Source organism: Streptomyces sp. NPDC031340 (assembly GCF_055569945.1).
In genome coordinates this window covers 35,536-60,718 of record NZ_JBVIIE010000017.1, presented here as the reverse complement: position 1 = coordinate 60,718, position 25,183 = coordinate 35,536, and the positions used below count along the sequence as shown (strand labels likewise).

The window sequence follows — 25,183 nt, the reverse complement described above, 5'->3', positions numbered from 1 at the left end:
GCCCGGATCACGCGGCGGATGCCGATGAGGCGATGACATGGAGGTCAGGACGCGAATTGAACGCGAGCGCGGTGGTCGGTCAGCATCGAGTCATGGTCGCACACGAGTCATCGCAGGTCGACACCTCTGCCGGGACGAGGGACACGGCACCCCCTTCGTCGCGCTTCCCCCGGCGCTTCCGGGAGACCGAAGCCTTCAACCGTCGTCAGGGAAGGCCGCTGCGCCTGCTGCTGCTCAACCAGGGCGGTGTGGACGAGGAACTGCTGGCCACCATCGGCAAGCGGCTCATGACCCGCGACGAGGCCGGAGCCGCCCTGGCGAACGCGCTGCGCGGCGACAGCACCGCTCCGGACAAGGTCACGATCAAGCAGTTCCGTCGCGCGCTCGCCGACGGCATCGGCGCGGTACCCGATCCTCCCGGGCCGCTGAAGGACTTCTTCGCCGCCGTCGACGCGGTACCGGACTGGGTGGACTTCGACCTGGTCAACGAGGGGGGACGGGTCGCCAGAAGGCTCGGCCGCAGTGCCGCCGACGTGATGATGCAACTGGCCCTGATCGGTTCCTACCGCTTCGACGGGCCGCCGCGTGTGCTGGTCGAGACCGGAGGTCTGACCGGTGGGTCCGCCCTCCGGCGCATCGCCGAGACCCAGCAGTGGGCCACGGCGGTCAGCGGTCATGACGCCATGCGCCGCGACGGGGCGGGATTCCGGCTCACGGTGCACGTCCGCCTCATGCACGCCCTGGTCAACCACCAGATCGAGCACGGTGGCCGCTGGGACGCCGGCCGTTGGGGGCTCCCCGTCAACCAGGCCGATCTCGCCGCCACCCTCGGCCTCTTCAACGCGGTCCAGCTGCTGGGAGTCCGCCTGCTCGGCGTGCGCGTCACCCGCGCCGACTCACGGGCCTTCATGCACCTGTGGAAATACGTCGGCCACTTGATGGGGGTGGACGAGGACTGGCTCTTCGACCGGGAGCTCCAGCAACACCGGTTCAACTACCATCTGCTCCTCACCCAGAGCTACGGCGGTCCGGCCGGTCCGCCCCTGGCCAACGCGCTCGTCGAAGCACAGGGCGAGCTGCGGTTCACTCGATTCGCCCGGTGGCGGCGTGCCTACGCCCGCGCACGACTGCTGAGCATGCTGCGCTACTTCCTCGGCCGCCGGGGCATGCGCGACCTGCGGCTGCCGCCGGCCCTTCCCTGGGCCGTGCCACCGATCATCGTGGCCAACCTCTTCCGCCACCAGATCCTCGGCCGCACCGCGGCCGGCCGCGGCTACCTCCTGCGCAGCGGTGACCGCTTCATCCGGCGGCACCTGCGCCGGTACTTCCATGAGCAGGCCCCCGATGTCGCACCGCTCGACATCAGGCACTGAGCACAGCCACCAGCCGACGATCGCCCGGGAGGACACGGCGATTCCCGCGCGTCACACCCTGGCCTCACCGCGCAAGCTCGCTAGCGTTCTGACGACGAATCAGTCAAATACGTTGAATCGGTCGAATCAGCGCCAGTGTGGAGAGACGAGAATGCTCAGAGGATTCAAGAACTTTCTGATGCGGGGCGACATCGTCGTCGTGGCGGTCGGGCTGATCATCGCGCTGGCGTTCAGCACCCTCATCATGTCGTTCACGGACAACGTCATCAACCCGATCATCGCTCGGGCGCAAGGGGGCCGGACCTTCGGGCTCGGGTGGCAGCTCGGGAAGCCCGGGAACAAGGCGACCTTCCTCGACATCGGGTCGTTCATCTCGGCGGTCATCTACTTCGTCATCTTCCTGGCCGTCGTCTACTTCCTGATCGTCGTGCCCTACAAGAAGATCCAGGCCCGGCGCGGTGTGGCCGCGTTCCAGGAGCCCGGCGCGGTGAAGACGTGCCCCGCCTGCCTCTCCGAGGACCTTCCCGCCGCGGCCGGCAAGTGCCGGTACTGCGGGACGGAGCAGCCTGCGGCGGGCACGGCGCAGCACCCGTGAGGCGCCCGGCCCAGCCTCCGGCCACTCGCCTCGCTCGGCCGGCCGTTCGTCATCGAGCGGGGGCGGATGCCCGTCGGCGTCGGTCACCCGGATGCGCGTCCTGGCAGGCAGGGGCCGTTGTCCCGGACCTACGTTCAATCCGTCCCCAGACAACTCTTCGCGCCTGGAATGGGTTCGACGTCCGCTGCCCGCACAGGCCGAAGGCAAGGGAGAGCGAGGTACCTGCCGATGCGCAGGAAAGCGATAGCCATGCTCGGTCTGCTGGCTCTGGCCACGGGCGCCGCGGGCTGCGGAGCCGGCGGCCGAGCGTCATCCGCCCCCGGGGCCGAGCGGGGAGCACAGGCCGCCCCGCGGTCCGACGACAGCGAGAACGCCTTCTACGACTACCCCGCCCAGGCCCTCATCGACAGGGCGGCGCCGGGTGAGATCCTGAAGTCGCAGAAGATCCCGACACCGGAGTCGACCCTGCTGGGAACCGCCGCCTCCCGGGCGGAACGCATCATGTACCGCACCGCGGACGAGCGCGGCAGGCCCGTCGCGGCCACCGGGTTCCTGCTGCTGCCCAAGAAGGCGCCCAAAGACAGGGACGGCTGGCCGGTGATCTCCTGGGCGCACGGTACGACCGGAGTGGGGCCCGCGTGTGCGCCGTCGCGGTTTGTGAGCTCCGGAGAGACGACCCCCCTGCTGGTGAAGTGGCTGCGGGAGGGCTTCGCCGTCGCCGCCGCCGACTACCCCGGCCTCGGCCCCAACGGCAAGGTCCACGACTACCTCCACCTGCGTGCGGAGGGCCGGTCCGTCGCCCACGCAGCGCTCGCGGCACGCAACGCCGACCGGAAGGAGGTGAGCGACAAGTGGTTCGCCGTGGGCATCTCCCAGGGCGGTCAGGCCGCGTTGGGCGCCGGCGAAGCGGCGGCCGAGGCGAAGGGCATGCGCTTCCTCGGCACCGCGGCCCTCGCTCCCGCCGCGCACACCGCCGCGTGGCTGAGAGAAGCGGCGAAGAATCAGTCGAGCGGCGTATCCCTGCAGGGACTCCGCGGACTCCTCGCCTACACCGCCGTCGGCATACACCTCTTCGACCCGAAGGGAATCAAGTACGAGGACCTGCTGTCCCCCGAGCTCGCCAGGCAGCTGGCCGAGCCCGCGGTGCACAACCTCTGCCTGAACCAGATCGATGGGTACCTGTCGCTCTTCGCGCCGGAGAACAAGTACAAGACCCTCAACCCGGACTGGGAAACCGTGAACCGGGAAATCAAGAAATTCCTGGACTCCGTGAACCCGGCGCAACGGACGTCGTCCGGCCCGATCCTCGTGCTGCAGGGCGAGAGCGACCCTGTCGTGACCCCGGCGAGCACCAGGAAACTGATCACCGAACTCTGCGCCGAGCAGGACGTCGTCGACTGGAAGTCGTATCCCGGCGTCGGCCACCCGGACGTGGCGATCGCCGGCCTGCGCGACCTCGGCACCTGGATGCGGGACCGGCTGAAGAACACCCCGCCCGTCAACCGCTGCCGGCCGTCCGGATCCCCCCAGCCCCAGGGCAAGTGACGCCCCGCCCGAGGCGGTGCCGTTCCGGCCCCGCCGGGCGGAACACCGGTGCCCGCCGGCCGGGCGTGCGTCTCCGCCGCGTCTACCGTCTCCCCGCCAGCCGGGACCCCTCGGGCGTCCGGCGGTAGAGCACCGACCGGCCGGACCGGGCGCGGGCGACGAGGCCGGCCCGGTGCAGCACACCCAGGTGGTACGAGACCGTGGCGGGGCTGAGGAAATGACGTTCCGCCAGCTCCGCGGTGGAGGCGGGCCGCGCCAGCGCGGCGAGCAGCCCGGCGCGGGTGGGCCCGAGCAGCCGGGCCATCTCGGCGGAGGGGACCACCGGGGCGAGGGCGCTGGTAACGGCCTTGTCGCGCACGGGATAGACGAGCATCGGCGGCCGGTCTCCCGCGCGCGTCGGGTCCACGGCCACGCCCGGCCCGGACGCGACGAGTGACGGCACGACGACCACCATGGGCACGGGCAGCGCGATCCGGAACCGGCTGTCGACGCGCAGCGTGCCGTCGGCCCACCGGATGCCCGGGTGCAGGGAGTTGAAGAGCCTGGCCGCGCCGTGCCGGGCCAGCACCCCGGCGCACCGGTCGACCTCCGCGTCGAGGGCGGCCTTGGCCGCCTCCCAGTACGGGGCGAAGGCCAGCTCCCAGTAGCGCCGCAACTCGTCCGCCGCCTGCCGTGCCAGGTGCGCGCCGCCCCGCGCCATGGCGCGCCGCACCCCGGCCGGCAGCTCGGAACCGGCGAGGCCGTGGCGCGGCCGCCCGTCGCGCAGCGCCTCCAGTTCGCCCAGCACCCGCTGGGGCGGGGTGCACCGGACCCGCTCCAGCTCCTCCTCGACGGTGGGGGAGGGCCCGCACGGGTGCGGGCTGAGGAAGTCGGGGATGTATCCGCCTTGTTCCAGGGCCAGCTCGGACAGCAGGGGCAGCCGGGCCCGGCGCAGCACGCGTCGGGTACGGGCGACCCACGGATCGGTGTCCGGGTCCGGCCGCAGGCCCCAGGGCAGCAGCGTCGCGACGACCTCGTGCAACGGCGAGACCGAGAAGCGGGAACGGGCGAGCCCAGCGGCGTCCACGGTCAGCTCGATCATGGCTCTTCCGGTCTCCGATCCCCCGCCGGCCGTGCGGCCGTTCCTTCGAACCTGCTCGAATCCTGGCACGGAACGTCGCGGCGGCAGGCCTGATCGGCGCAGCCTGGTGGCCCGCGGCGTGTTGATCGCCGACGGAGCCGAGGGGGACCTCACGGGTGCCCGCACACAGGAGGGAAACGACGTGCGCATTCGTACACGTGCCACGGCAGTCGTAGGCGCCGCTGTTCTGGCGGCTGCCGGACTCACCGTCGCCACGGGCACGCCGGCCGGCGCCGCGACCTGCTACGGCAGCGCCAAGTCCTACTACACGAACGACCAGTGGATGTGGCCGTGGGGAGGGGGCACCCTCACTGCCACGTCCTACTGCAACGACATCAACGTCAAGCCCACCGACCGCGACATCTCGGTGCAGACCTGCTTCGTCAAGACCGGCAAGTGCAACGGATGGCACCCGCTCAAGAAGGGCGTCTGGGGCGTGGCGGCCACGGACGTCCTCGACGGTACGAAGTTCTACCTCGACTTCTCGGGCTACAGCGAGGGATACGTCGCCTACTGACGGAGACTCATTATCACGCTGTGGGGACCTCGAGGCCATTCACGGGGGTATGGCCTCGACCGAGTCCTTCACACGGCGCAACGCCGCCCCGAGTTCGTCCCGGGGCGGCGTTGCCAGTGCCAGCCGCAGGGCGTGGGGGCGGTGCGGGCCGGTGGCGAAGGCGTCCGCGGTGGACACCAGGATCCCTCGCTCCGCGAGTACGGCCGCGACGTGATCGGGGCGCTGGTGCGGCTCCAGGCCGAGCCACACGTGGTAGGAGGCCGGGTGGGCCGTGATGTCGAGGCCGGCGAGCGCGGCGCGGGCGATGTCCTGCCGGGCGGCCGCGTCCGCGCGGCGGTCTTCCTCCAGCCGGGTGACCGTACCGTCGGTGAGCCAGCCGGTGGCGAGCGCGGTGACGACTCCCGGCGTCCCCCAGGCCGCGGCGCGAAGAGCGCTCACGGCTGCCCGCAGGTGGCGGTCGGGCAGGACGGCGAAGCCGAAACGCAGGCCGGGTGCCACGTTCTTGGACAGGCCCGCGACGTAGCAGGTGCGTTCGGGCGCGAGGGCCTGCAGTGGTGGCGGCGGGGAGGGTTCGAGGAAGGCGTAGGTGCCGTCCTCGACGATCAGGCAGTCGTGTGAGCGGGCGAGGGCGGCCAGCCTGCCGCGCTGCTCCCGGTCGAGCACCCAGCCGAGCGGGTTGTGCACGGTCGGGATCGTGTAGACCGCCCGGACGGGCCGGGCGCGGCACAGTTCGTCGAGCGCGTCGAGGTCCGGTCCCACGGCCGTGACCGGGACGGCGGCCAGGTCCAGGCCGTGCGCCGCGGCGAGGAGCTTGATGCCCGGGTAGCTGAGCGCGTCGACGGCGAGGATGTCACCGGGCCGGGTGAGCGTGCTCAGCACGATGTCGAGCGCCTGCTGGGTCCCGCCGGTCAGCAGGACGTTGTCCGGCACCGTGTCGATCCCCCGCCCCAGCAGGTAGGTCGCCACGACCGCCCGGTCGTGCCGGTGTCCGCCCGGCGGGTGCTGCCGCAGCAGCGCCTCGACGTCTCCCGACCCGGCCATCGTGCGCAGGGCCTGCCGCAGCAGGTCGGCCTGCCCGGGGGAGAGGGGCTGGTTGAACGACAGGTCCGCGGTCCGGGGCACCGGCAGGGCGCGTGACGGTTCGAGCCCGTCGTAGCCGGACCGCACCCGGACGAACGTTCCCCGGCCCGGCTCTCCCACGACCAGGCCGAGGGCGGCGAGTTCGGCGTAGACGCGGGTGGCCGTGGCCAGCGCGACGCGCCGCTCGCGCGCGAGGGCGCGGTGCGTCGGCAGCCGGGTGCCGGCCGGGATCGCGCCGGAGCGGATGGCCACCGCGAACTCGTCGACGAGGGCCTTGTAGGAGGACGGTCGCATGCGGCACCTGCCGTCCGTCGCGAAGGAGGACCGGGATCGTGGAAGAGCGCCAGTGTATCCAGGACAATCAATGGATCGTCCTGCCTCCCGGCTCGTAGCCTCGGCAGCTCCGGACCCAGGCGAAACGGAGTACCCGGCATGACGGTGCGCATCGAGCGGGACGACCAGGTCGTGGTGATCACCATCGACCGGGAGCAAAAGCTCAACGCCCTCGACTACCCGACGATCGACGCGCTGCTCGCCCAGCTCGACCTCGCCGACTCCGACGACGGCGTCCGGGCGGTCGTCCTGACCGGCGCGGGGCACAGGGCGTTCAGTGCCGGCGCGGACATCCCGTCGCTGGCGGGCAGCATCGCCGGCGGGCCCGAACGGGCGGTGCGCGAGATCGTCCGCCGGGGACACGCGCTGACCCGGCGGATCGAGGAGTTCCCCAAGCCGGTGATCGTCGCGGTCAACGGCCTCGCCTACGGCGGCGGTTGCGAGATCACCGAGGCCGCACCGCTCGCGATCGCCGCCGAGCACGCGACCTTCGCCAAACCCGAGATCTCCCTCGGCTTCCCGCCTCCCTTCGGCGGCTCCCAGCGCCTGCCACGACACGTCGGCCGCAAGCGCGGCCTGGAGATGATCCTCACCGGCGACCCGATCCCGGCCGCCCGAGCCGCCGAACTGGGCCTCGTCAACTCCGTCGTACCGACCGACCACCTTCTCGACGCCGCACGGGACCTGGCCGCACGGATCACCCGGCACGCACCGACGGCCGTGGCGGCCTGCCTGCGCGCGGTCACCCGCGGCATGAACCTGCCGATCGACGAGGCCCTGGCGGTCGAGGCCGCGTGCTTCGCCGCCACCGTCCCCACCGACGGCGTACGAACCGGCCTACGCCGATTCCTCGACCGAACCACCGCAACCGACCGAGCCTGAGGCGCCCGCCAGGCGGCGCCTCTCCTGGCCGGCGACCGGAATCCAGGTGACCTCCAGGTCAGAACGCGCGGAACGCATCGAAGGGAGGCTCGAACGGGGGGTCGGGCAGCCGATAGGCCTTGCACCGGGGCCCTTGTGCGCCGTGCGGTCCGGTGCCGCTCGGGTCACCGGGAAAGGCGTCGGGGATCAGGTGCCATCCCGTGTTGCGCTCGTAGTACCGCGCGGCCGCGTGTACGGACGGCCACCAGTCGTCGTCGATGACGATCACACCCCCGGGCCGGACGATCTTGCGCAAGAAGTAGAGGTCGACGAAGACTTCGTGGAACCGGTGACTGCCGTCCACGAACGCCGCGTCCGCGACGAAGCCTTCGCCGAGCAGCCGCGGCAGCGCGGTCGACGACGGAGTGGGCATGAGCGTGGTGAACGTGTCCAGCCCCGCGGAGCGCAGCAGATCCCAACCGGCGTTGGCGTACTCGCGCTCCTGGAACGGGTCGATCACGATGTGCCGGGGCAGCGGAGGATCGACGGTTGCCAGAGCCTCACCGATGGCGAGGGCGGAGCCGGCGTACGCGAGACCGATCTCGATGACCTTCTCGGCCCCCTCGGAGACCAGCAGATCGCGCAGTTGATCGCCGTGCCGTTCGGGCACCGCGACGATCTCGAAGTCCCGCTCACGGTCTCGCGTCCGCGGTGGCCCCTCCCGCGCGAGCCGGCGGCGTACCTCGCGGACCCGTGTCACCCGTTCGTCCGCGTTCGTCACACCGGCCGCTCCGCGTTCGGCGTGGCGTCGGAAAGGGAGACCGGGCCCGAGGGCAGATCCAGGCCGCGGGAGGTGACCAGCCGTGCGTTGCCCTCGGCCAGACGGTAGGACAGGCCCACGACCGCGGTACGTCCGGCGGCGACCTGGTCGGCCAGTTCCCGGGAGCGCTCCACGAGGAAGTCGACGGTGTGCCGTACGTGGGTGTCGATGAATTCGTCGTCGCCGCTCGCGCCGGCGGCGTGAGCGGCCAGCACGCTGGGTGTCACCCGCGCCGTCACCTCCCGCAGGTACCCGCGGGCGGTCGTACCGTCGGCCACGACCTCCCGGGTCGCCGCCACGGCCCCGCAGCTGTCGTGGCCGAGCACCACGACCAGCGGACATCCCAGCACGCTCACCCCGTATTCGATGCTGCCCAGGACTTCCGGCCCCGCCACATGTCCGGCGGTGCGGACGACGAACAGGTCTCCGAGCCCTTGGTCGAAGATGATCTCGGCGGCCAGCCGCGAGTCGGAGCATCCGAACAGTACGGCGAAGGGGCGCTGGGCGGTGGCCAGGCCGGCGCGGTGGGCGGCGTCCTGGTTGGGGTGCAGGGGGGTGCCGGCGGCGAAGCGGTCGTTGCCCGCCAGGAGCAGGTCGAAGGCTTCGCGCGGGGTGGAAGGGGTGGTGTCGGTCATGGCCGCAGGCTACGACGGACGCCGTCCCGCCGGGGGTAAGGGCACGGCTGTGTCGTACGGCGGCGATGTCGTCGGCCGGGTCCGGCGAGCGCGGCCGGCTCAGTGCCGGGGCTGGTCGGGGGCCGGTGCGCTCCACGGCGCCGGCCCGGTGCCGTCGCTCCAGGCCCGCAGGGCGTCGCCGTCCACGCAGACGATGCCGCACTGTTCGGCGTACTCGGCGGCCGGCGCGGTGAAGTCGCTCGTGGTGACGACGACGGCGATGTCGGCCTCGTGGACGGTGTAGCAGGTGCCGCCGAAGCGCTGCAGGTCCTGGGAGCCGACGCGGTTGCTGTCGCAGTAGCGCTTGCACTGGATGACGACGCGGCGCCCGTCCGGAGCGACGGCCAGGACGTCGGCGCCGAGGTCTCCCGCGCCCCCGACGACGTCGACCGGGGAGCATCCGTCCCGCTCGCACAGCCCTGCGATCGCCTGCTCGAACTCGTCGGCGTCCAAGCTGTCGTAGTCGACCGCGCCCCCGTACACGACCGTCTCGGGGGCTCCGGGGGCTCCGGGGGCTCCGGGGGTTTCCAGGGTGCCGGCCGCGTCGATCGGGGCCTCGGCACCGGCCACCGGCGCGGTGGCCGCCCCGCCGCCCGGCAGGGCGATCGTCGCCTCCGTCGCGTCGTCGCCCGGGCGGGGCGCCGGCAGGCCCGGACAAACGGTCGCCGGTGCGGTGCCCGCGGCCTGTGCGGCCACGGTGGGGACCGGCGGCGTCTCGAGTATGTCGAGGGCGGTGTGCGTCGCCTCCTCCAGGGCCGCGGCGGCCCGGCGCGCGGTCCGCTTCGCGGAGAATCTGCGCCGGCGCCCGCGCAGCGTCATGACGGTCGCCGTCATGACGAGGCAGAGCACGACCCACACCGGGCGGTGCCGCAGGGCGTCGGCCGCCGAGCGGACGGCGAAGCCGGTGAGGGTCAGCAGGAGCGCGAGAAGGGCGAAGAACACGGCCGTGGCGCGGAGGTCGAAGGGCCGTCGGCGGTCGCCGGTTCGTATGCGGCGCGTACGTGTGGTCACGGTGGTGATGCCCTTTCCCGTCGTCGGCAGGTGATCACTGGGCCGTCTGCCCCGAGATCCGATCTTGACCGCCGCGCCGGCGCCGGCGCCCGGGCCCTGCTTCCACGAGAGCCCTCGCATCGGCTAATCTAGGTAGACCTACCTACCTAATCGGGAATGTGATGAGCGAGGCTGACGTGAGCACGATGGGACCCGGTCGGCGGCGGCCGGCGCGGGAGCGGCTGCTGGAAGCGGCAGCCCGCCGCTTCTACGCCGACGGCGTGGCGGCGACCGGTATCGACACGATCACCGCCGAGGCCGGCGTAGCGAAGATGAGCCTGTACAACAACTTCTCCTCGAAGGCCGAGCTGGTCCGCGCCTACCTCGACGCCCGGCACGAGGAGTGGCTCGGCCTGTACCGGGCCCGGCTGGAGGAAGCCGAGGGCCCGCGCGACCGGGTGCTGGCCGTCTTCGACGCGTACGCCGACCACGCCGCGTTCGCCTACGAGCACGGCTTCCGCGGCTGCGGCCTGCTCAACGCCGCCGCCGAGCTGCCGGTCGGCGACGAGGGCCGGGCCGTGGTGCGCGCCCACAAGGAGGAGGTCGAGCGTCTGATCGCCGGACACGTGGAGGAACTGATCCCCGGCCGCCCCGACGAGGTCCGCGCGACGGCTGAGCACCTCGCCTTCCTCCTGGAGGGGGCGATGGCCCGTGCGGGGCTGGAGGGGCACGGTGACCGTCTCCGGCACGCCCGCTCGCTCGCCGCGACCCTGCTGGACCGGTTGTGAGCGGCACCGACCGCGGCCGGTCCTCCGGCACGGGAGCCCTGTGCGTGCTGGCGGCCTCCCTGCTGTGGGGCACGACGGGCACCGCCGCCGGCTTCGCTCCGGGCGTGGGCCCGCTCGCCATCGGCGCCGTCGCCATGGGCGTGGGCGGGCTCCTCCAGGCCCTCGCCGCCGTCCGGCAGATCACTCGCCAGGCCGCCCGCCTGCGTGCCCAGCGTGGCACGGTACTGCTCGGCGCCGCCGCGGTGGCGGTCTACCCGCTGGCGTTCTACACCTCCATGCGCCTGGCCGGAGTGGCCGTGGGCACTGTGGTGTCCATCGGCACCGCCCCGCTCGCCTCGGCCCTGATCGAACGCGTCGTGGACGGCCGCCGGCTCGCCCGCCGCTGGATCCTCGCGGCCGGCCTCGGCCTGCTCGGCACCGTCCTGTTGTGCCTCGCCGAGGCCGCCCGCACCGGCCACTCCGCCTCGAACCGGGGCTCCGCGGCCGCTGCGCTGCTCGGCGTCGGCCTCGGCCTCGTGGCGGCCGCGACCTACGCCCTGTACTCCTGGGCCGCGCACCGGCTCATCACCCGCCAGGTCCCCTCCCGCGCGGCGATGGGTAGCGTCTTCGGGCTCGGCGGACTGCTCCTCCTGCCCGTCCTGGCGCTCACCGGCGCCCCGCTCGTCGGCTCCTGGTCCAATGCGGCCGTCGGCATCTACATGGCGCTGGTGCCCATGTTCGTCGGCTACGTGCTGTTCGGACGGGGCCTCGCCCATGTGCCCGCCAGCACCGCCACCACCCTGTCCCTGCTGGAACCGGTCGTCGCCGCGGTCCTCGCCGTCCTCGTCGTCGGTGAACGCCTCCCCGCCGCCGGCTGGGCCGGCATCGCCCTCGTGACCGCCTGCCTCGCCGTCCTCACCACCCCTGCCCCCTTCCGCCCACGGCAACGGCTGCGGCCACGGAACCCCGCGGTCCACGACGACTACGCCGAAGCCGGCCTTGCCGCCCACGCCGACTGAACGCGCGGGCCGGTTCGGTGTGTCGGCCTGCGACCGGGCACTCCTGACGAGAAATGGCCGTGCGGACGCCACTGCCTCCTGCTAGCGTCTGCCGCATGAAGCGCGCTGCCATGACGACGACGCCGGAGAGTGTCCCGGCGCGCTGACAGATGTCTTCAGTCCGAAGCCCCGGGGCGAGTGCCCCGGGGCTTCGCCTTGCGGTCACCCGCCCGATGCCCGCGAGGAGACCGCCATGCACGACCACCGCAAACTCGGCCGCGAACTTGGCCTGTTCGACACCGACCCGCTGATCGGCGCCGGCCTGCCGTACTGGCTGCCCGACGGCGCGACCGTACGGCACACCCTGGAGGAGTACATCCGCGCCGCCGAGCGGCGAGCGGGCTACCGCCACGTGTACTCACCGGTACTCGGCAAGCGGGACCTGTACGAGATCTCCGGGCACTGGGCGCACTACAGCGACGACATGTTCCCCCCGATGGAACTCGGCGGGGAGCAGGTCGTCCTGCGGCCCAGCCTGTGCCCCCATCACGCGGTGATCTACCGCTCCCGCTCCCACAGCTACCGCGAACTGCCCCTGCGCATCGCCGAACTGGGCGGCATGTACCGCTCCGAACTCTCCGGCGTGCTCGGCGGACTGACCCGCGTACGGGCCATCCAGCTCAACGACGCGCACATCTTCTGCACCCTGGAGCAGGTCGCCGAGGAGGCGCAGGCGGCGCTGGAGATGATCCGCCGGGCGTACGCGGCGCTCGGCATCACCCCAACCCGTTACCGGCTCTCCCTCCCCGGTCCCGGTGGCAAGTACGTCGCCGCGCCCGAGAAGTGGCGACGCTCCACCGCCCTGCTGACCGACGTCCTGGACCGCTCCGGCCTGCCCTACGAGGCGGCCGAGGGGGAGGCGGCGTTCTACGGCCCCAAGATCGACGTACAGGTCACCGACGGCGCCGGCCGGGAGTCCACCCTGTCCACCGTCCAGGTCGACTTCCACCAGCCCGAACAGTTCGACCTGCACTACATCGGCGCGGACGGCGCCAGACACCGCCCGGTCATGGTCCACCGCAGCATCATCGGCAGTGTGGAACGAGCCGTCGCCCACCTCATCGAACAGCACGGCGGCGCCTTCCCCGCCTGGCTCGCCCCCACTCAGCTGGTCATTCTCCCGGTCTCCGACACCGAACTGCCGAACGCCGCCGCCCTCGCCCGGCGTTGCGTCCGCCTCGGACTGCGAGCCGAGATCGCCGGACCGGAACGCGGCAGCCTGGGCGCCCGTGTCCGAGAGGCCCGCCTGGTTCCCTACCAAGCCGTCATCGGCGCCAGGGAAGCCGCTGACGATCACGTCGCACTGCGCCTGCGTGACGGACGCCGGCTCGCCCCGCAGCCCGCCACTGACGCACTCACCCACATCAGCGCCCTCATCGGGGCCCACAGCACCGACCTGTGGGCCGCTGCCACCTCATAGCGGGCATCGCCGCACGGATCGTTGTTACGCACTTTCGGGTGACCGCGGCGCTGCCGGTGGGGTGGCGAGAGCCGGCCGAGCAGTGCCACAGGCCCGTACTTCCAGCCCCAAACACCCCAATATGGCGTCAAGATTGCACACTCCAGACATTCATGTGCCTTGCATCCGAGAGTCACAGGAATATGAGCAATTCGTAACCGCCGTTCGCGGGTCGCACACCCGGCGGGACGAGGGCCGCAGGGTGTGCGTGTGCGGCCGACCGGTCACACACCAGCACCACACACCCTGCCGGCCCGCGCCGTTGACGGCGTCCCGGGGGTGTGCGCACTCGTGAAGGGGGACTTCGTGTCCGTTTCTTCCTCCGCTCGCCGTCTGGCCGCCGCGTGCGGCGTGGCCGCCGCTGTCGTGGGCGCGGTGGCGCTGCCGGCCGCGGCTGCCGACCACGGCCACGGCCGCCCGTACCGTGAGCGTGTGGTCATCAGCGGTGTGCAGTACGACTCCCCGGGCTGGGAGAACCGCTCCAATCGCTCGCTGAACAGGGAGTGGGTGGACATCACCAACAATTCCCGCCGAGCCGTCGACCTGGACGGCTGGACCCTCTCCGACGAGGACGGCAACACCTACACCTTCCGCCGCGTCTGGCTGGAGGGCGGCTCGACCGTCCGCGTGCACACCGGCATCGGCCGGGACACCTCCGACGACCTGTACCAGGACCGCCGCGACTACGTGTGGGACGACGACTACGACACCGCGACCCTGCGCAACGACCGGGGCCGGTTCATCGACGAGTTCTCCTGGGGCCGCGACGGCCGCGATGGCCGCGACGGTGACCGTCATGACCACCGCGACGGCGATGACCGCCACCGCCACCACCACGACGGCGGCCACCGCTACGACGGTGACCAGCGGCGCGACGGCGGTGACCGCATGACGGACCGCCGCTACTGACGGTCCGTAGGAAACCGGCACACCGTTCACGGCACCGCGCCACTCCTGGGGAGTGGCGCGGTGACTCGGCACAGCAGGACCAGGGCGGTCGCCCGTGCTCAATGACCTGCGGTGCGGGTGGTGAGGTCCTCCTCCGTGATGGGGCGGACCACCCGGCAAGGGGCTCCGACCGCGACGGTCATCGGGGGAATGCTGCGGCTGACGACGCTGCCGGCGCCGATGACCGACCCGTATCCGATGCGAACGCCGGGCAGGACCACCGCGTTGCTGCCGATCCACACCTTGTCCTCGATCACGATCGGCTCCGAGAACCGTCCGAAGTCAGCGCGTCGCGAGGGATGCACCGGGTGTCCTGTCGTGGTCAGGGTCACGCTGGGCGCGATCATGACGCCGTCGCCTATCCGGATGTCCACGTCGTCGACGAACGTCAGGTTCACGTTCCCGAAGAAGTCGTCACCGATGTGGACGTTGCTGCCGAACCCGGCGTGGAACGGCGGTAGCAGGACCGTGCGTTCACCGACCGAGCCGAAGATCGTGACGAGCAGCGACCGACGCTTCTCCACTTCGCCCGGTGGGGTGTGGTTGTACTCGAAGATCTGCTCGGTACGGCGCCGAGGGGCCTGGAAGGCCGCTTCCGACTCGGTGTAGACAAGCCCCTCGGCGATCCGGGACAGGACTTCTTCCTCGTGAGCATGCGTCACAGCGGAACGCTCCTTCTGTCCGACCCTTCGGGCACAGGCCCCACGCGTCTCTGGTCGACCGCGTCGACACGCGCGTGCAGAGCCTACGTAGGGCACGGAGACGCCGTGATCCCTTTCGGACAGCGGATCGTCGATCGTCGTGCAGCCCGGCCGAGGGACCGCAGCCGGGCGGATCGGCTCCGGCGGCCGACGAAACACGAAGGCGAGGAGAACGCTCTCCTCGCCACTCTCAACGTATAGCGCGCCGGGGGGCTTGCGGCAAGACCCGGGTGGCGGCGCAGAATCGTCGGCCATGACCACAAGCTGCGGATTTGAGGGCACGAGCTGTCTGCGTCGCCGTCGACGACGGAGCACGGCTGTCTCGGAGGCATCGCGATGACCGAGAGGTACGTGCTGGATCTCGAAGAGGTGGACGAGACACAGGTCGCGGTCGTCGGCGGCAAGGGTGCGCTCCTGGGCGGGCTGTCGCGGATCGAAGGCGTCCGCGTGCCGGGTGGCTTCTGCGTGACGACGGACGCGTTTCGGCTGATCATGGCGGAGGCGCCGTCGTTCGAGGACCGGCTCGATCGACTGTCGCGCGCGGACCCGGACGACCGGGAGACGATCCGCACGCTGAGCGCGCAGATCCGCCGGACCGTCGAAGGCGTCGCCGTTCCGGGTGATCTCGCCGCGGAGATCACCGGTGCGCTCGCCCGGTTCGGCCCGCAAGCCGCCTACGCCGTCCGCTCCAGCGCGACGGCCGAGGACCTGCCGACGGCCTCCTTCGCCGGCCAGCAGGACACGTACCTGAACGTCGTGGGGCCGGCGGCGATCCTCCGGCACGTCAGCCGGTGCTGGGCTTCGCTGTTCACCGAGCGGGCCGTGACCTACCGTCGGCGGAACGACATCGACCACCGTACGGTTCAGATGGCCGTGGTCGTGCAACGGATGGTGCTTCCGGACGCGGCCGGCATCCTGTTCACGGCCGACCCCGTCACGGGCAACCGGAAGGTTGCCACCGTCGACGCCGGCTTCGGCCTCGGCGAGGCACTGGTCTCCGGTCTGGTCGACCCGGACGTCTTCGAGGTGAGAGGCGGCGAAGTCGTCGCCAGGGCGATCGCCGCCAAGCAGCGTGCCGTGCGCGCTCTGCCGACCGGCGGCTTCGAGGAATCGGTGATCGACCCGGGGCGGCAGCGGCAGCCGGCGCTGACGGATGAGCAGGTGCTGCGACTGGTGCGGCTCGGGCGGCGGATCGAAGCACACTTCGGCTGCCCGCAGGACATCGAATGGTGCCTGGACGACGACGGCTTCCAGATCGTCCAGAGCCGGCCGATCACCACTCTGTTCCCCGTCCCCGCCCCCGAGACCGGCGACCAGGAGAACCACGTCTACGTCTCCGTCGGTCATCAGCAGATGATGACCGATCCCATGAGGCCCTTGGGGCTCTCCATGTGGAAGCTGACGGCCATGGTGCCGATGCACGAGGCCGGCGGGCGGCTGTTCGTCGACGTCACCCGGCGCCTGGCCGCGCCCGCGGGCCGCGCCCGCCTCCTGGACCTCGTGGGGAGATCCGATCCGCTGACCAGGGACGCGCTGGAGACCGTCCTCCACCGCGGCGACGACTTCGTCCCGTCGCTCCCGGACGAGGGTCCCGGCGGGCCGCCGGCCGCCGGCCCGCCCGCTCCGGTCGAGACCGATCCGGCCGTCGTCACGGAGCTGGTCAGGCGCAGCCAGGCGTCCATCGCCGCCCTGAGGCGTGACATCCGGACGAAGACCGGACCGGCGCTGTTCGACTTCCTGCTGGACGCCTTCGAGGAGCACAAACGCGTCCTCAGTGATCCGCTGAGCATCCAGGCGATCATGGCGGGGATGGAGGCCACGTGGTGGCTCAACGACAAGCTGCGGGCGTGGCTGGGGGAGAAGAACGCGGCGGACACACTCACGCTGTCCGCCCCCGGCAACATCACCTCGGAGATGGGCCTGGCACTGCTCGACGTCGCGGATGCGATCCGTCCGCATCCGGACGTGACGGCCTTTCTCCAGGGAGTCGGGGACGAGGACTTCCTGGACGAACTGACGAAGCTCCCGGGCGGCACCGAAGCGCGCGCCGCGTTCGAGGCCTACCTGGACCGGTACGGCATGCGCTGCGTCGGTGAGATCGACATCACCAGACCGCGTTGGCGCGAGCGGCCCGCCACTCTCGTGCCCGTGATCCTCGACAACGTCAGGAACTTCGAACCTGGCGCCGCCGGACGGCGCTTCGAGCAGGGACGGCAGGAGGCGCGGAAGAAGGAGCAGGACGTGCTGTCACGCCTGCGGACCCTGCCGGACGGCGGACGGAAGGCCGACGAGGCCAAACGGATGATCGACCGGGTCCGGACCTTCATCGGATACCGGGAGTACCCGAAGTACGACATCGTCAGCCGCTACTTCGTCTACCGGCAGGCCCTCCTGGAGGAGGCCGAGCGTCTCGTGCGGGAGGGCGTGCTTCCTGAACGGGAGGACGTCTTCTACCTCACGTTCCAGGAGCTTCACGACGTCGTGCGCTCGCACCGGGTGGACGAGCGGCTCGTCCGGCAGCGCAAGGACGCCTTCCGGTCGTACCACGGGCTCACACCACCCCGGGTGCTCACCTCGGACGGCGAGGTCCTCGCCGGGGCGTACCGCCGTCAGGACGTGCCGGCCGGTGCCCTGACCGGCCTGCCGGTCTCCGCCGGGACCGTCGAGGGCAGGGCCCGCGTCATCCGTGACATGGCGCAGGCCGATCTCGAGGCGGGCGACATCCTGGTCACGGCCTGTACCGACCCCAGTTGGTCGCCCCTGTTCGTCGGAATCACCGGCCTGGTGACGGAGGTGGGCGGCCTGATGACCCATGGCGCGGTCATCGCGCGGGAGTACGGCTTGCCGGCCGTCGTGGGCGTGGAGCGGGCCACCCGGCTGATCCGGGACGGGCAGCGGATCCGCGTCCACGGAACCGACGGCTACGTCGAAATCCTGTCGGCCGACCACACCGGGAAGAGCCGTCCAGCCGGAACCGGTTCCTAGGAGGGACAGGTGGGCAGCACGGTGGTGAGCTGGTTCAACTGGTCGGGGCGGACGCGGATGCCGGGGAGCCAGAGGTGTTCCCCGTCGCGTGTGACCTGGATCCAGATGCTGGTGTGCTTGTGGTTCTCGTCGGTGACGGTGACGCCGTTGGCGATGGTGCACCGGGCGCGGAGCAGGTCGTGGTGCCACACACGGCCGGCCGAGTTGGAAGTCACGTAGGGGCGGTAGGGACTGTAGGCCAGGGACAGAGCGCATTCGTTCGTGCGGGGTTTCTGGCATGCCTTCTCGACGTTGTGCACGAGGACACCGGCGTCGCTGCTTCTGCTCGCGCTGCCCGTGCTGCCCGTGCCGCCCTGCGCGGGCGCGGCACCGGGCGCGCCCGGTGAGGGAAGCAGGAGAAGCAGCAGCGCCGTTGCGAGTCCGCCCACGGCTGCCGCGGCCGCCGCGGTGACCCAGCGACCGGACACGGCCCCGCGCAGCCGGGGCCACCGGGCCAGGCCGGGGAGGCGTGACGGACCGACAGCGTCTGCCGTGCTGCCGCTGTTGGTGCCGCTGCCGGTGATGGTGCCGGTGCCGGCCGGCTCGTCGGGGCGGTTGCGGTCGGCCGCTTCCCACAGGGCACGGTACTCGGCAGGGTCCGCCCCCAACGCCCGGCAAAGGTCACTCACCACCGTCCAGGCCGGCACCGTTTCCCCGCGGAAGTAGCGGGAGAGCGACGAGTCGCTGATACGGACCTGGGTCTCCAGACTGCGCAGTGTGCGCCCCGACTGCTGCTGGAGGCTCCGCAGCGCGTCTCCCAGCTTCCGTGCTGCTGCCGCACCATGGTCCGGTCGTCGGCCGGTCATCGCGAAGGGCCTTTCGTGCGGGGGAGAGACCGCGTCCCGCGGTTGTCCCGTGTCCCGGGACGGACGCGTCCCGGCAGGTCAGGACTGTATTTATCCCGACATCGGTGAAGCAAGCGGGATCTGGTTTCCAAGGGGCGCCTTCCTGTGCAAACTCGGCATACCGGCCGAGCAGATCACCCCCGAGGGTGAGCGTGCCGGTGGTCGTGGCAGTGCCGGCGGACGCCGCACGGCCCGGCCTCGAACCCCTACCGAAAGGATCTCCATCATGCGTGCACGCACCGCACTGTCCGCCTTCGCGGCGACGACCGTGGTCGGGCTCGGCCTGGTCTCGGCCGCGCCTGCCCTCGCGGCCCCGAGCGCGGCGTCCCACCGGACGGCAGCCGTCCGGGCGGCCGACGGCCTCGACATCCACCGCGGCAAGTTCATGACCCTGGGCGGCTGCCAGACGGCCGGTCAGCAGGGCATCGATCGTGGGCACTGGGACCGCTACCAGTGCGCCGAGGGCTCCATGTGGCCGTGGGTGTGGAACCTGTGGACCAACCGCTGAGCACCTAGCCTGCCGGTGGCCTCCACTCCTGCACGGGCGGAGGCCACCGACGGCGGACCGCGGCCCGACCATCCACTGCCGGTCCCCCCGGTCCCCGCAGGCCGCCGACACGCGAGCCGGAGCCGCCGGCCGCGCCCACCCGGCCGTACCTACTGGGTGTTCCCCGGCTGCCGGCGCCTCAGGCAAGGACCGTCGCCTGACGCTCGAACAGGGAGGCGACGGTCAGGCCAGTTCCAGGACGAGTTTGCCGACGTTCTCTCCGCGGAAGAGCATCTGCAACGTCTCGGGGAAGTCGTCCACGCTTCCCTTGACCACGTGCTCCTTGACCTTGATGCGGCCGGAGCCGATCCAGGCCGAGATGTCCTGCGCGGCCTGCGGGAAGCGCTTGGCGTAGTCGAACACGACCATTCCCTCCATGCGGGCGCGGCGCACCAGCAGCGAGAGGTAGTTGGACGGGCCCTTGACCGGTGTGGCGTTGTTGTACTGGCTGATCGCACCGCAGATCACCACGCGCGCGTGCATCGCCAGCCGCGTCAGGGCGGCGTCGAGGATGTCGCCTCCCACGTTGTCGAAGTAGACGTCGATGCCGTCGGGGGCGTGCCGGCGCAGCGCCTTCCGGACATCCTCGGCGCGGTAGTCGATCGCCGCGTCGAAGCCCAGTTCGTCGGTGAGCAGCGCGCACTTCTGCGGCCCTCCGGCGATGCCCACGATCCGGGCGCCTCTGGCCTTCGCGATCTGCCCGACGATGCTGCCCACCGCCCCGGCCGCCCCCGAGACCACAACGGTCTCGCCGTCCTGCAGCGCCCCGACGTCCAGCAGGCCGAAATAGGCGGTCATGCCGGGCATGCCCAGCGCGCCGAGGTACGTGGAGGGCGGGGCGAGGGAGGTGTCGATCTTCATGGCGCCCCGGCCGTCGGAGACCACGTGTTCCTGGACGCCGAAGGTGCCGACCACGTGATCACCGGGGCGGTAGTCGGGATGGTCGGAGGCGGTCACCTCGATGACCGATCCGGCGCGCATCACCTCGCCGATGCCCACGGGCGGCAGGTAGGAGGGGCGGTCGTCCAGCCAGCCCCGCATCGCCGGGTCGAGGGAGATGACACGGGTGCGGCCCGCGAAGCGGCCGGGACCGGGCTCCTCCACGGGCGCGGAGACGTGCTCCCAGTCCTCGGGCTTTACTTCGCCCACCGGCCTCGCGGCCAGGCGGATCTGGCGGTTGGTCACGGACATCGCGCCTCCTGTCATTGACGGCTTGCCGCAGGGTACCGACCAGTAGGTATGTCAGTGGGTGTGAAGAGGGTGTGTCTATGGTCACAGTCGATGAGCTGTCGGCGCAGTGCCGTCGGCGTGCACCGTGCCTGGCGTCGCGACCTGACGCTCCCGAAGCGGCCCGGCCGGTGTTCGCGCCCCTCGACGCCGATGCCGTCGTCGAAGGACAACCCCGTGGCCGTGAACCGGCAGCCGCAGGCGTTCCCGTCGGCCCCCGGTGGCGCCCGGCGCTCCCGAGCCCACAGCCGCACCGTCAGACCGGCGGCCGCGACCGGGCGGAGCGGCCCGACCGCGCGGGCCCGGCCGGTGTGGTCCCGCGTCGTCGGATCATCTCGGGCCGTAGCGCAAGGTGAACCACGTCACCGTCTGTTCGCGTTGGCCCGTACCCGTCAGTCGGGTTAGGTTCCAGCGATCACGGGGAGGACGTCGTCACTCCCCAGGCGCAGATCCCCCTTTCGCACCCTCCTCTGACGAGAGATACAGGACATGTCTGCTGAAGAAGCCTCGCACCATCCTCCTCGCCGCATCGGCGCGGTGGCCGAGTCCGTCTCCGGGGAGACGCGGGTCGCGGCGACCCCGGCGACGGTACGACTGCTGCTGGGCCTCGGCTACGAGGTCGTCGTCGAGTCCGGTGCCGGTGAGGCCTCCGGCTTCGGTGACCAGGCGTACGCCGATGCCGGCGCCGAGATCGGTGACGCCTGGGACGCCGATGTCGTCCTGAAGGTGAACGCCCCCTCCGACGCGGAGATCGCCCGGCTGCGGCGGGGAGCGACCGTGGTCGCCCTGCTGACGCCGGCACAGAAGCCCGAACTGGTGCGGGCACTGGCCGATGCCGGGGTGACCGCTCTGGCGCTGGACGCGGTGCCGCGCATCTCGCGCGCGCAGTCGATGGACGTGCTGTCGTCGATGGCGAACATCGCCGGGTACCGCGCGGTGATCGAGGCCGCGCACGTCTTCGGCCGGATCTTCACCGGCCAGGTCACCGCGGCGGGCAAGGTGCCGCCGGCGAAGGTGCTGGTCGCCGGCGCCGGTGTGGCCGGTCTCGCGGCGATCGGCGCCGCCTCCAGCCTCGGCGCGATCGTCCGGGCCACCGACCCGCGGCCCGAGGTCGCGGACCAGGTGAAGTCGCTGGGCGGCGAGTACCTGCCGGTGGAAGTCGCCCAGGAGGCGAGCACCGACGGCTACGCGAAGGCGACATCGGCCGACTACGACCGTGCTGCAGCCGAGCTCTACCACCGGCAGGCCGCGGACGTGGACATCGTGATCACCACCGCGCTGATCCCGGGCCGGCCCGCGCCGCGCCTGCTCACGGCGCGGGACGTGTCCGCCATGAAGCCGGGCAGCGTCATCGTCGACATGGCCGCCGCGATGGGCGGCAACGTCGAGGGCACCGTGCCGGGGCGCGCGGTCGTCACCGACAACGGCGTCACCATCATCGGCTACACCGACCTGGCCTCCCGGCTGCCGGCCCAGGCCTCGCAACTGTTCGGCACCAACCTGGTGAACCTGCTGAAGCTGCTCACCCCCGGCAAGGACGGGCAGCTGACGATCGACTTCGACGACGTCGTGCAGCGGGCGGTGACCGTGGTGCGCGACGGCGACGTCACCTGGCCGCCGCCGCCCGTCGCGGTCTCGGCCGCGCCCGCCGCGCAGCCCGCGGCCGCACCCGAGGCGCCCGAACCGAAGCAGCCGAAGCTGACCCCTGCGCGGCGCTTCGGCCTGATCGGGCTCGGCATGGTCGCGATGTTCCTGCTGGTGGGCTTCGCTCCCGCTCAACTGGCGGGCAACTTCACGGTGTTCGCGCTGGCGGTGGTGATCGGCTACTACGTCATCGGCAAGGTGCACCATGCGCTGCACACGCCGCTGATGTCGGTGACCAACGCGATCTCCGGGATCGTCGTGATCGGCGCTCTGCTGCAGATCGGGCACGAGAGCCGGATCGTCACCGCGTTGTCCTTCGTGGCGATCCTGCTGACGAGCGTCAACATCTTCGGAGGCTTCGCCGTCACCCGCCGCATGCTGTCCATGTTCTCGAAAGGCTGAGCCGAGATGACCTCCCTGACGGCTTCACACGCGGCCGACCTGGTCGCCGCCCTGCTCTTCATCCTCAGCCTGGCCGGCCTCTCCCAGCACCGCACCTCCCGCGCCGGCGTCGTCTACGGCATCGCCGGCATGGCCCTCGCCCTGGTCGCCACCGTCGTCGTGGCGGCCCAGAGCATCACCGCCGGAGCGGTCACGCTGATCGTGCTGGCGATGGCGCTCGGCGCGGCGATCGGCCTGTGGCGGGCCCGCCGCGTCGAGATGACGCAGATGCCCGAACTGATCGCCGTCCTGCACAGTTTCGTCGGCCTCGCCGCGGTGCTGGTGGGCTGGAACAGCTACCTGGAGGTGGAGGCGCACGGTGCGGCGCAGACCGAGGTCGGCGCCGACCTGCTGGGCATCCACCACGCCGAGGTGTTCATCGGCATCTTCATCGGCGCGGTCACCTTCACCGGCTCGATCGTCGCGTTCCTGAAGCTCTCGGCGCGCATCAAGTCCCGTCCCCTGACGCTGCCGGGCAAGAACGCGCTGAACGTCGGCGCGCTCGTGGCGTTCGTCGCGCTGACCGTCTGGTTCACGATCAGCCCGAGCCTGCCCCTGATGATCGCGGTGACCGCGCTGGCGCTCGCCCTCGGCTGGCACCTGGTCGCCTCGATCGGCGGCGGTGACATGCCCGTCGTCGTCTCCATGCTGAACAGCTACTCGGGCTGGGCGGCGGCCGCGGCCGGCTTCCTGCTCGACAACAACCTGCTCATCGTCACCGGCGCGCTGGTCGGCTCCTCCGGCGCCTACCTGTCCTACATCATGTGCAAGGCGATGAACCGCTCCTTCATCTCCGTCATCGCGGGCGGTTTCGGCATCGAGGCGCCGTCCGGCCGTGAGGAGGAGCACGGCGAGCACCGCGAGGTGCGGGCCGCGGAGGCGGCCGAGATGCTCGCCCAGGCCCGCTCCGTGATCATCACCCCGGGCTACGGCATGGCCGTCGCCCAGGCCCAGCACCCGGTCGCGGAACTGACGCGGCAACTGCGCGACCGGGGCGTCGAGGTCCGCTTCGGCGTCCACCCCGTCGCCGGGCGCCTGCCCGGGCACATGAACGTACTGCTGGCCGAGGCGAAGGTGCCCTACGACATCGTCCTGGAGATGGACGAGATCAACGACGACTTCGCCGACACCTCCGTCGTACTGGTCATCGGCGCCAACGACACCGTCAACCCCGCCGCGACCGATGACCCGAGCAGCCCGATCGCCGGCATGCCGGTGCTGCGCGTCTGGGAAGCCGAGCAGGTCATCGTCTTCAAACGGTCCATGGCCTCCGGCTACGCGGGCGTGCAGAACCCGCTCTTCTTCCGCGAGAACAGCAGCATGCTCTTCGGCGACGCCAAACAGAGCGTGGAGGAGATCCTGCACGCACTGGGCACCGGCAGCCGGCGCGACGCGGCCCCGGCCGCCCGCCAGGCGACGGGGGCCGGCCGCTGACGGGCCGTTCTGTGTCCTGACGTGGTACCGGGACGTCGGGCCCCGGAGCGCCGGGGCCCGCCGGGTCCGTGCCGACGCGGGCGGCATGCGCGACGAGACGCCGGCCGAGCCGACGCCCACCCAGACCCTGGACGTGGTCGGGTGGGCGTCGGCCATCTGACCGTCAGGTCCAACGAACCGTCAGGTTCCATCGACCGTCAGGTTTACTGGCCGTCAGGTTTCACTGGCCGTCAGCTTCGAACCGCAGCCGGGCGGACTCGATGTGCCGGAGGTACCGGTGGGTCCAGTCACACATCCCGTCGACCGTCGCCCGCAGTCCGTGGCCCGCCTCGGTGAGGGTGTACTCGACGCGGGGCGGGACGGTGGGGTGGACGGTCCGCTCGGCCAGGCCGTTGCGTTCCAGCATGCGCAGGTTCTGGGTGAGCATCTTGTGGCTGATGCCCTCGACCCGGCTGCGCAGCTCGCTGAAGCGCAGGGTGCCCTCTCCCAGCGCTTCGATGATCAGCAGCGCCCACTTGTTGGCGACGTCGGAGAAGATCTCCCGCGCCAGGGAGTCGGCGCGCCGCAGGTCGGCGTCTTCGGCCGAGTCTCCGAACTGCTTGGTCACCATGAGGTTCCCCAGTCACTGAAAAGTGCGTTCTTCCATGTCAGTGCGCACTCTCCTACGGTTCCTGAGTAACTGCAAGAGACCACGGTTGTGGGACGAACTGGGGCTCGCAGGAGCCTGGGCGAGGAGAGGGACAGCATGGCGATCACGTTGAAGAACCCCGACGGACTGCCGAAGATCGATGTCTACCGGCAGGTGGCGATCGCCTCCGGCTCGAAGCTGGTCTTCGTCGCCGGGCAGGTCGCCTGGGACGCGGAAGGGACCACGGTCGGAGAGGGCGACCTCGCCGCGCAGGTCGAGCAGTGCTACCACAACATCGACACCGCGCTGGGCGAGGCCGGCGGTTCCTTCGCCGACGTGGCGAGACTGACCTTCTACGTCGTCGACTGGACCGCCGACAAGATGCCCGCACTCCTGGAGGGGATCTCCCGGGCGGCCGCGAAGCTGGGGAATCCGGCGCCGCCGGCCACGCTGATCGGCGTCATGGCGCTGGACGTCCCCGAGCATCTGGTCGAGATCGAAGCCACGGCGGTCCTCGCCTGACCGCTGCCGCGGCGACGACGTTCGTGTCCA

23 protein-coding genes are annotated in these 25,183 nt (G+C 71.3%); 14 read left to right on the top strand and 9 right to left on the bottom strand.

Going from position 1 to position 25,183, the window contains the following annotated elements; all coding sequences use genetic code 11:
* Positions 1 to 92: 92 nt before the first annotated feature.
* The 3 genes from ACZ5GT_RS15595 to ACZ5GT_RS15585 all read left to right on the top strand — a co-directional run bounded on the left by ACZ5GT_RS15595 (position 93) and on the right by ACZ5GT_RS15585 (position 3,513).
* Positions 93 to 1,373, top strand: coding sequence for an oxygenase MpaB family protein (locus ACZ5GT_RS15595; RefSeq protein WP_469022261.1), 1,281 nt, complete (start codon positions 93 to 95; stop codon positions 1,371 to 1,373).
* A 151-nt stretch (positions 1,374 to 1,524) separates the two neighbouring features.
* The gene (locus tag ACZ5GT_RS15590; protein WP_469022257.1) at positions 1,525 to 1,968 is read left to right on the top strand and encodes a large conductance mechanosensitive channel protein MscL; all 444 of its coding nucleotides are present in this window, start codon (positions 1,525 to 1,527) and stop codon (positions 1,966 to 1,968) included.
* Positions 1,969 to 2,196: 228 nt separating this feature from the next.
* Complete coding sequence (locus ACZ5GT_RS15585) at positions 2,197 to 3,513, top strand: lipase family protein (RefSeq protein WP_469022253.1); 1,317 nt, start codon at positions 2,197 to 2,199, stop codon at positions 3,511 to 3,513.
* 82 nt (positions 3,514 to 3,595) lie between these two features.
* On the opposite strand, the gene ACZ5GT_RS15580 is transcribed toward ACZ5GT_RS15585, so the two are convergent.
* Positions 3,596 to 4,594: an ArsR/SmtB family transcription factor gene (locus ACZ5GT_RS15580; protein WP_469022248.1), complete on the bottom strand. Its 999-nt coding sequence runs from the start codon at positions 4,592 to 4,594 to the stop codon at positions 3,596 to 3,598.
* A gap of 181 nt (positions 4,595 to 4,775) precedes the next feature.
* Here ACZ5GT_RS15580 and ACZ5GT_RS15575 point away from each other — a divergent pair, with 181 nt between their 5' ends.
* Positions 4,776 to 5,150, top strand: coding sequence for a hypothetical protein (locus ACZ5GT_RS15575; RefSeq protein ID WP_469022244.1), 375 nt, complete (start codon positions 4,776 to 4,778; stop codon positions 5,148 to 5,150).
* Between the two features lie 39 nt (positions 5,151 to 5,189).
* Here ACZ5GT_RS15575 and ACZ5GT_RS15570 read toward each other — a convergent pair whose 3' ends face one another.
* Complete coding sequence (locus tag ACZ5GT_RS15570) at positions 5,190 to 6,524, bottom strand: aminotransferase-like domain-containing protein (protein ID WP_469022237.1); 1,335 nt, start codon at positions 6,522 to 6,524, stop codon at positions 5,190 to 5,192.
* A gap of 138 nt (positions 6,525 to 6,662) precedes the next feature.
* Here ACZ5GT_RS15570 and ACZ5GT_RS15565 point away from each other — a divergent pair, with 138 nt between their 5' ends.
* Entirely contained in the window at positions 6,663 to 7,445 is a 783-nt protein-coding gene (locus ACZ5GT_RS15565) for an enoyl-CoA hydratase-related protein (RefSeq protein ID WP_469022231.1), read from the top strand.
* A gap of 58 nt (positions 7,446 to 7,503) precedes the next feature.
* Here the strand turns inward: ACZ5GT_RS15565 and ACZ5GT_RS15560 are convergent, their stop codons facing one another.
* The 3 genes from ACZ5GT_RS15560 to ACZ5GT_RS15550 all read right to left on the bottom strand — a co-directional run bounded on the left by ACZ5GT_RS15560 (position 7,504) and on the right by ACZ5GT_RS15550 (position 9,929).
* A complete protein-coding gene (locus tag ACZ5GT_RS15560; RefSeq protein ID WP_469022225.1) occupies positions 7,504 to 8,205 on the bottom strand; it encodes a class I SAM-dependent methyltransferase in 702 nt (233 codons plus the stop codon).
* Positions 8,202 to 8,879 carry a carbonic anhydrase gene (locus ACZ5GT_RS15555; RefSeq protein ID WP_469022218.1) on the bottom strand — a complete coding sequence of 226 codons (678 nt, stop codon included), beginning with the start codon at positions 8,877 to 8,879 and terminating at the stop codon, positions 8,202 to 8,204. The genes ACZ5GT_RS15560 and ACZ5GT_RS15555 overlap by 4 nt, the downstream gene beginning before the upstream one ends.
* 99 nt (positions 8,880 to 8,978) lie before the next feature.
* Positions 8,979 to 9,929 carry a restriction endonuclease gene (locus tag ACZ5GT_RS15550; protein WP_469022215.1) on the bottom strand — a complete coding sequence of 317 codons (951 nt, stop codon included), beginning with the start codon at positions 9,927 to 9,929 and terminating at the stop codon, positions 8,979 to 8,981.
* Between the two features lie 161 nt (positions 9,930 to 10,090).
* Here ACZ5GT_RS15550 and ACZ5GT_RS15545 point away from each other — a divergent pair, with 161 nt between their 5' ends.
* The 4 genes from ACZ5GT_RS15545 (at position 10,091) to ACZ5GT_RS15530 (ending at position 14,101) form a co-directional block, all read left to right on the top strand.
* A complete protein-coding gene (locus ACZ5GT_RS15545; protein ID WP_469022213.1) occupies positions 10,091 to 10,696 on the top strand; it encodes a TetR/AcrR family transcriptional regulator in 606 nt (201 codons plus the stop codon).
* On the top strand, positions 10,693 to 11,694 hold the full coding sequence (locus ACZ5GT_RS15540) for a DMT family transporter (RefSeq protein ID WP_469022210.1): 1,002 nt from the start codon (positions 10,693 to 10,695) through the stop codon (positions 11,692 to 11,694). The genes ACZ5GT_RS15545 and ACZ5GT_RS15540 overlap by 4 nt, the downstream gene beginning before the upstream one ends.
* A 142-nt stretch (positions 11,695 to 11,836) precedes the next feature.
* The gene (gene thrS, locus ACZ5GT_RS15535; RefSeq protein WP_469022650.1) at positions 11,837 to 13,153 is read left to right on the top strand and encodes a threonine--tRNA ligase; all 1,317 of its coding nucleotides are present in this window, start codon (positions 11,837 to 11,839) and stop codon (positions 13,151 to 13,153) included.
* Between the two features lie 345 nt (positions 13,154 to 13,498).
* Complete coding sequence (locus tag ACZ5GT_RS15530; RefSeq protein ID WP_469022207.1) at positions 13,499 to 14,101, top strand: lamin tail domain-containing protein; 603 nt, start codon at positions 13,499 to 13,501, stop codon at positions 14,099 to 14,101.
* A 98-nt stretch (positions 14,102 to 14,199) separates the two neighbouring features.
* Here ACZ5GT_RS15530 and ACZ5GT_RS15525 read toward each other — a convergent pair whose 3' ends face one another.
* Positions 14,200 to 14,802 carry a sugar O-acetyltransferase gene (locus tag ACZ5GT_RS15525; protein ID WP_469022204.1) on the bottom strand — a complete coding sequence of 201 codons (603 nt, stop codon included), beginning with the start codon at positions 14,800 to 14,802 and terminating at the stop codon, positions 14,200 to 14,202.
* A gap of 375 nt (positions 14,803 to 15,177) precedes the next feature.
* On the opposite strand from ACZ5GT_RS15525, the gene rph reads away from it, so the two are divergent.
* Positions 15,178 to 17,826, top strand: a complete 2,649-nt coding sequence (gene rph / locus ACZ5GT_RS15520; RefSeq protein ID WP_469022201.1) for a rifamycin-inactivating phosphotransferase — start codon at positions 15,178 to 15,180, stop codon at positions 17,824 to 17,826.
* Here the strand turns inward: rph and ACZ5GT_RS15515 are convergent.
* Complete coding sequence (locus tag ACZ5GT_RS15515) at positions 17,823 to 18,671, bottom strand: helix-turn-helix domain-containing protein (protein WP_469022198.1); 849 nt, start codon at positions 18,669 to 18,671, stop codon at positions 17,823 to 17,825. The genes rph and ACZ5GT_RS15515 overlap by 4 nt on opposite strands.
* 265 nt (positions 18,672 to 18,936) lie before the next feature.
* Here ACZ5GT_RS15515 and ACZ5GT_RS15510 point away from each other — a divergent pair, with 265 nt between their 5' ends.
* Positions 18,937 to 19,218: a hypothetical protein gene (locus tag ACZ5GT_RS15510; RefSeq protein ID WP_469022195.1), complete on the top strand. Its 282-nt coding sequence runs from the start codon at positions 18,937 to 18,939 to the stop codon at positions 19,216 to 19,218.
* Positions 19,219 to 19,440: 222 nt separating this feature from the next.
* Here the strand turns inward: ACZ5GT_RS15510 and ACZ5GT_RS15505 are convergent, their stop codons facing one another.
* On the bottom strand, positions 19,441 to 20,448 hold the full coding sequence (locus ACZ5GT_RS15505; RefSeq protein ID WP_469022192.1) for an NADP-dependent oxidoreductase: 1,008 nt from the start codon (positions 20,446 to 20,448) through the stop codon (positions 19,441 to 19,443).
* 525 nt (positions 20,449 to 20,973) lie between these two features.
* Here ACZ5GT_RS15505 and ACZ5GT_RS15500 point away from each other — a divergent pair.
* On the top strand, positions 20,974 to 22,530 hold the full coding sequence (locus tag ACZ5GT_RS15500; protein ID WP_469022189.1) for a Re/Si-specific NAD(P)(+) transhydrogenase subunit alpha: 1,557 nt from the start codon (positions 20,974 to 20,976) through the stop codon (positions 22,528 to 22,530).
* A 6-nt stretch (positions 22,531 to 22,536) separates the two neighbouring features.
* Positions 22,537 to 24,003 (top strand): Re/Si-specific NAD(P)(+) transhydrogenase subunit beta, encoded by a 1,467-nt coding sequence (gene pntB, locus ACZ5GT_RS15495; protein ID WP_469022182.1) that lies wholly within the window; start codon positions 22,537 to 22,539, stop codon positions 24,001 to 24,003.
* 220 nt (positions 24,004 to 24,223) lie between these two features.
* Here pntB and ACZ5GT_RS15490 read toward each other — a convergent pair whose 3' ends face one another.
* A complete protein-coding gene (locus ACZ5GT_RS15490) occupies positions 24,224 to 24,613 on the bottom strand; it encodes a winged helix-turn-helix transcriptional regulator (protein ID WP_469022178.1) in 390 nt (129 codons plus the stop codon).
* Positions 24,614 to 24,748: 135 nt separating this feature from the next.
* Here ACZ5GT_RS15490 and ACZ5GT_RS15485 point away from each other — a divergent pair, with 135 nt between their 5' ends.
* Positions 24,749 to 25,153, top strand: a complete 405-nt coding sequence (locus ACZ5GT_RS15485; RefSeq protein ID WP_469022173.1) for a RidA family protein — start codon at positions 24,749 to 24,751, stop codon at positions 25,151 to 25,153.
* The last annotated feature ends 30 nt before the right edge of the window (positions 25,154 to 25,183 follow it).

What these genes read in the sequence shown, in the direction of transcription:
- ACZ5GT_RS15595 (WP_469022261.1), top strand. Translation starts at nt 93, where the DNA reads ATGGTCGCACACGAGTCATCGCAGGTCGACACCTCTGCCGGGACGAGG.
- ACZ5GT_RS15545 (WP_469022213.1), top strand. Translation starts at nt 10,091, where the DNA reads ATGAGCGAGGCTGACGTGAGCACGATGGGACCCGGTCGGCGGCGGCCG.
- pntB (WP_469022182.1), top strand. Translation starts at nt 22,537, where the DNA reads ATGACCTCCCTGACGGCTTCACACGCGGCCGACCTGGTCGCCGCCCTG.
- ACZ5GT_RS15555 (WP_469022218.1), bottom strand. Translation starts at nt 8,879, where the DNA reads ATGACCGACACCACCCCTTCCACCCCGCGCGAAGCCTTCGACCTGCTC.
- ACZ5GT_RS15510 (WP_469022195.1), top strand. Translation starts at nt 18,937, where the DNA reads ATGCGTGCACGCACCGCACTGTCCGCCTTCGCGGCGACGACCGTGGTC.
- ACZ5GT_RS15590 (WP_469022257.1), top strand. Translation starts at nt 1,525, where the DNA reads ATGCTCAGAGGATTCAAGAACTTTCTGATGCGGGGCGACATCGTCGTC.
- ACZ5GT_RS15565 (WP_469022231.1), top strand. Translation starts at nt 6,663, where the DNA reads ATGACGGTGCGCATCGAGCGGGACGACCAGGTCGTGGTGATCACCATC.
- ACZ5GT_RS15485 (WP_469022173.1), top strand. Translation starts at nt 24,749, where the DNA reads ATGGCGATCACGTTGAAGAACCCCGACGGACTGCCGAAGATCGATGTC.
- ACZ5GT_RS15500 (WP_469022189.1), top strand. Translation starts at nt 20,974, where the DNA reads ATGTCTGCTGAAGAAGCCTCGCACCATCCTCCTCGCCGCATCGGCGCG.
- ACZ5GT_RS15515 (WP_469022198.1), bottom strand. Translation starts at nt 18,671, where the DNA reads ATGACCGGCCGACGACCGGACCATGGTGCGGCAGCAGCACGGAAGCTG.
- ACZ5GT_RS15585 (WP_469022253.1), top strand. Translation starts at nt 2,197, where the DNA reads ATGCGCAGGAAAGCGATAGCCATGCTCGGTCTGCTGGCTCTGGCCACG.
- ACZ5GT_RS15490 (WP_469022178.1), bottom strand. Translation starts at nt 24,613, where the DNA reads ATGGTGACCAAGCAGTTCGGAGACTCGGCCGAAGACGCCGACCTGCGG.
- rph (WP_469022201.1), top strand. Translation starts at nt 15,178, where the DNA reads ATGACCGAGAGGTACGTGCTGGATCTCGAAGAGGTGGACGAGACACAG.
- ACZ5GT_RS15505 (WP_469022192.1), bottom strand. Translation starts at nt 20,448, where the DNA reads ATGTCCGTGACCAACCGCCAGATCCGCCTGGCCGCGAGGCCGGTGGGC.
- ACZ5GT_RS15580 (WP_469022248.1), bottom strand. Translation starts at nt 4,594, where the DNA reads ATGATCGAGCTGACCGTGGACGCCGCTGGGCTCGCCCGTTCCCGCTTC.
- ACZ5GT_RS15570 (WP_469022237.1), bottom strand. Translation starts at nt 6,524, where the DNA reads ATGCGACCGTCCTCCTACAAGGCCCTCGTCGACGAGTTCGCGGTGGCC.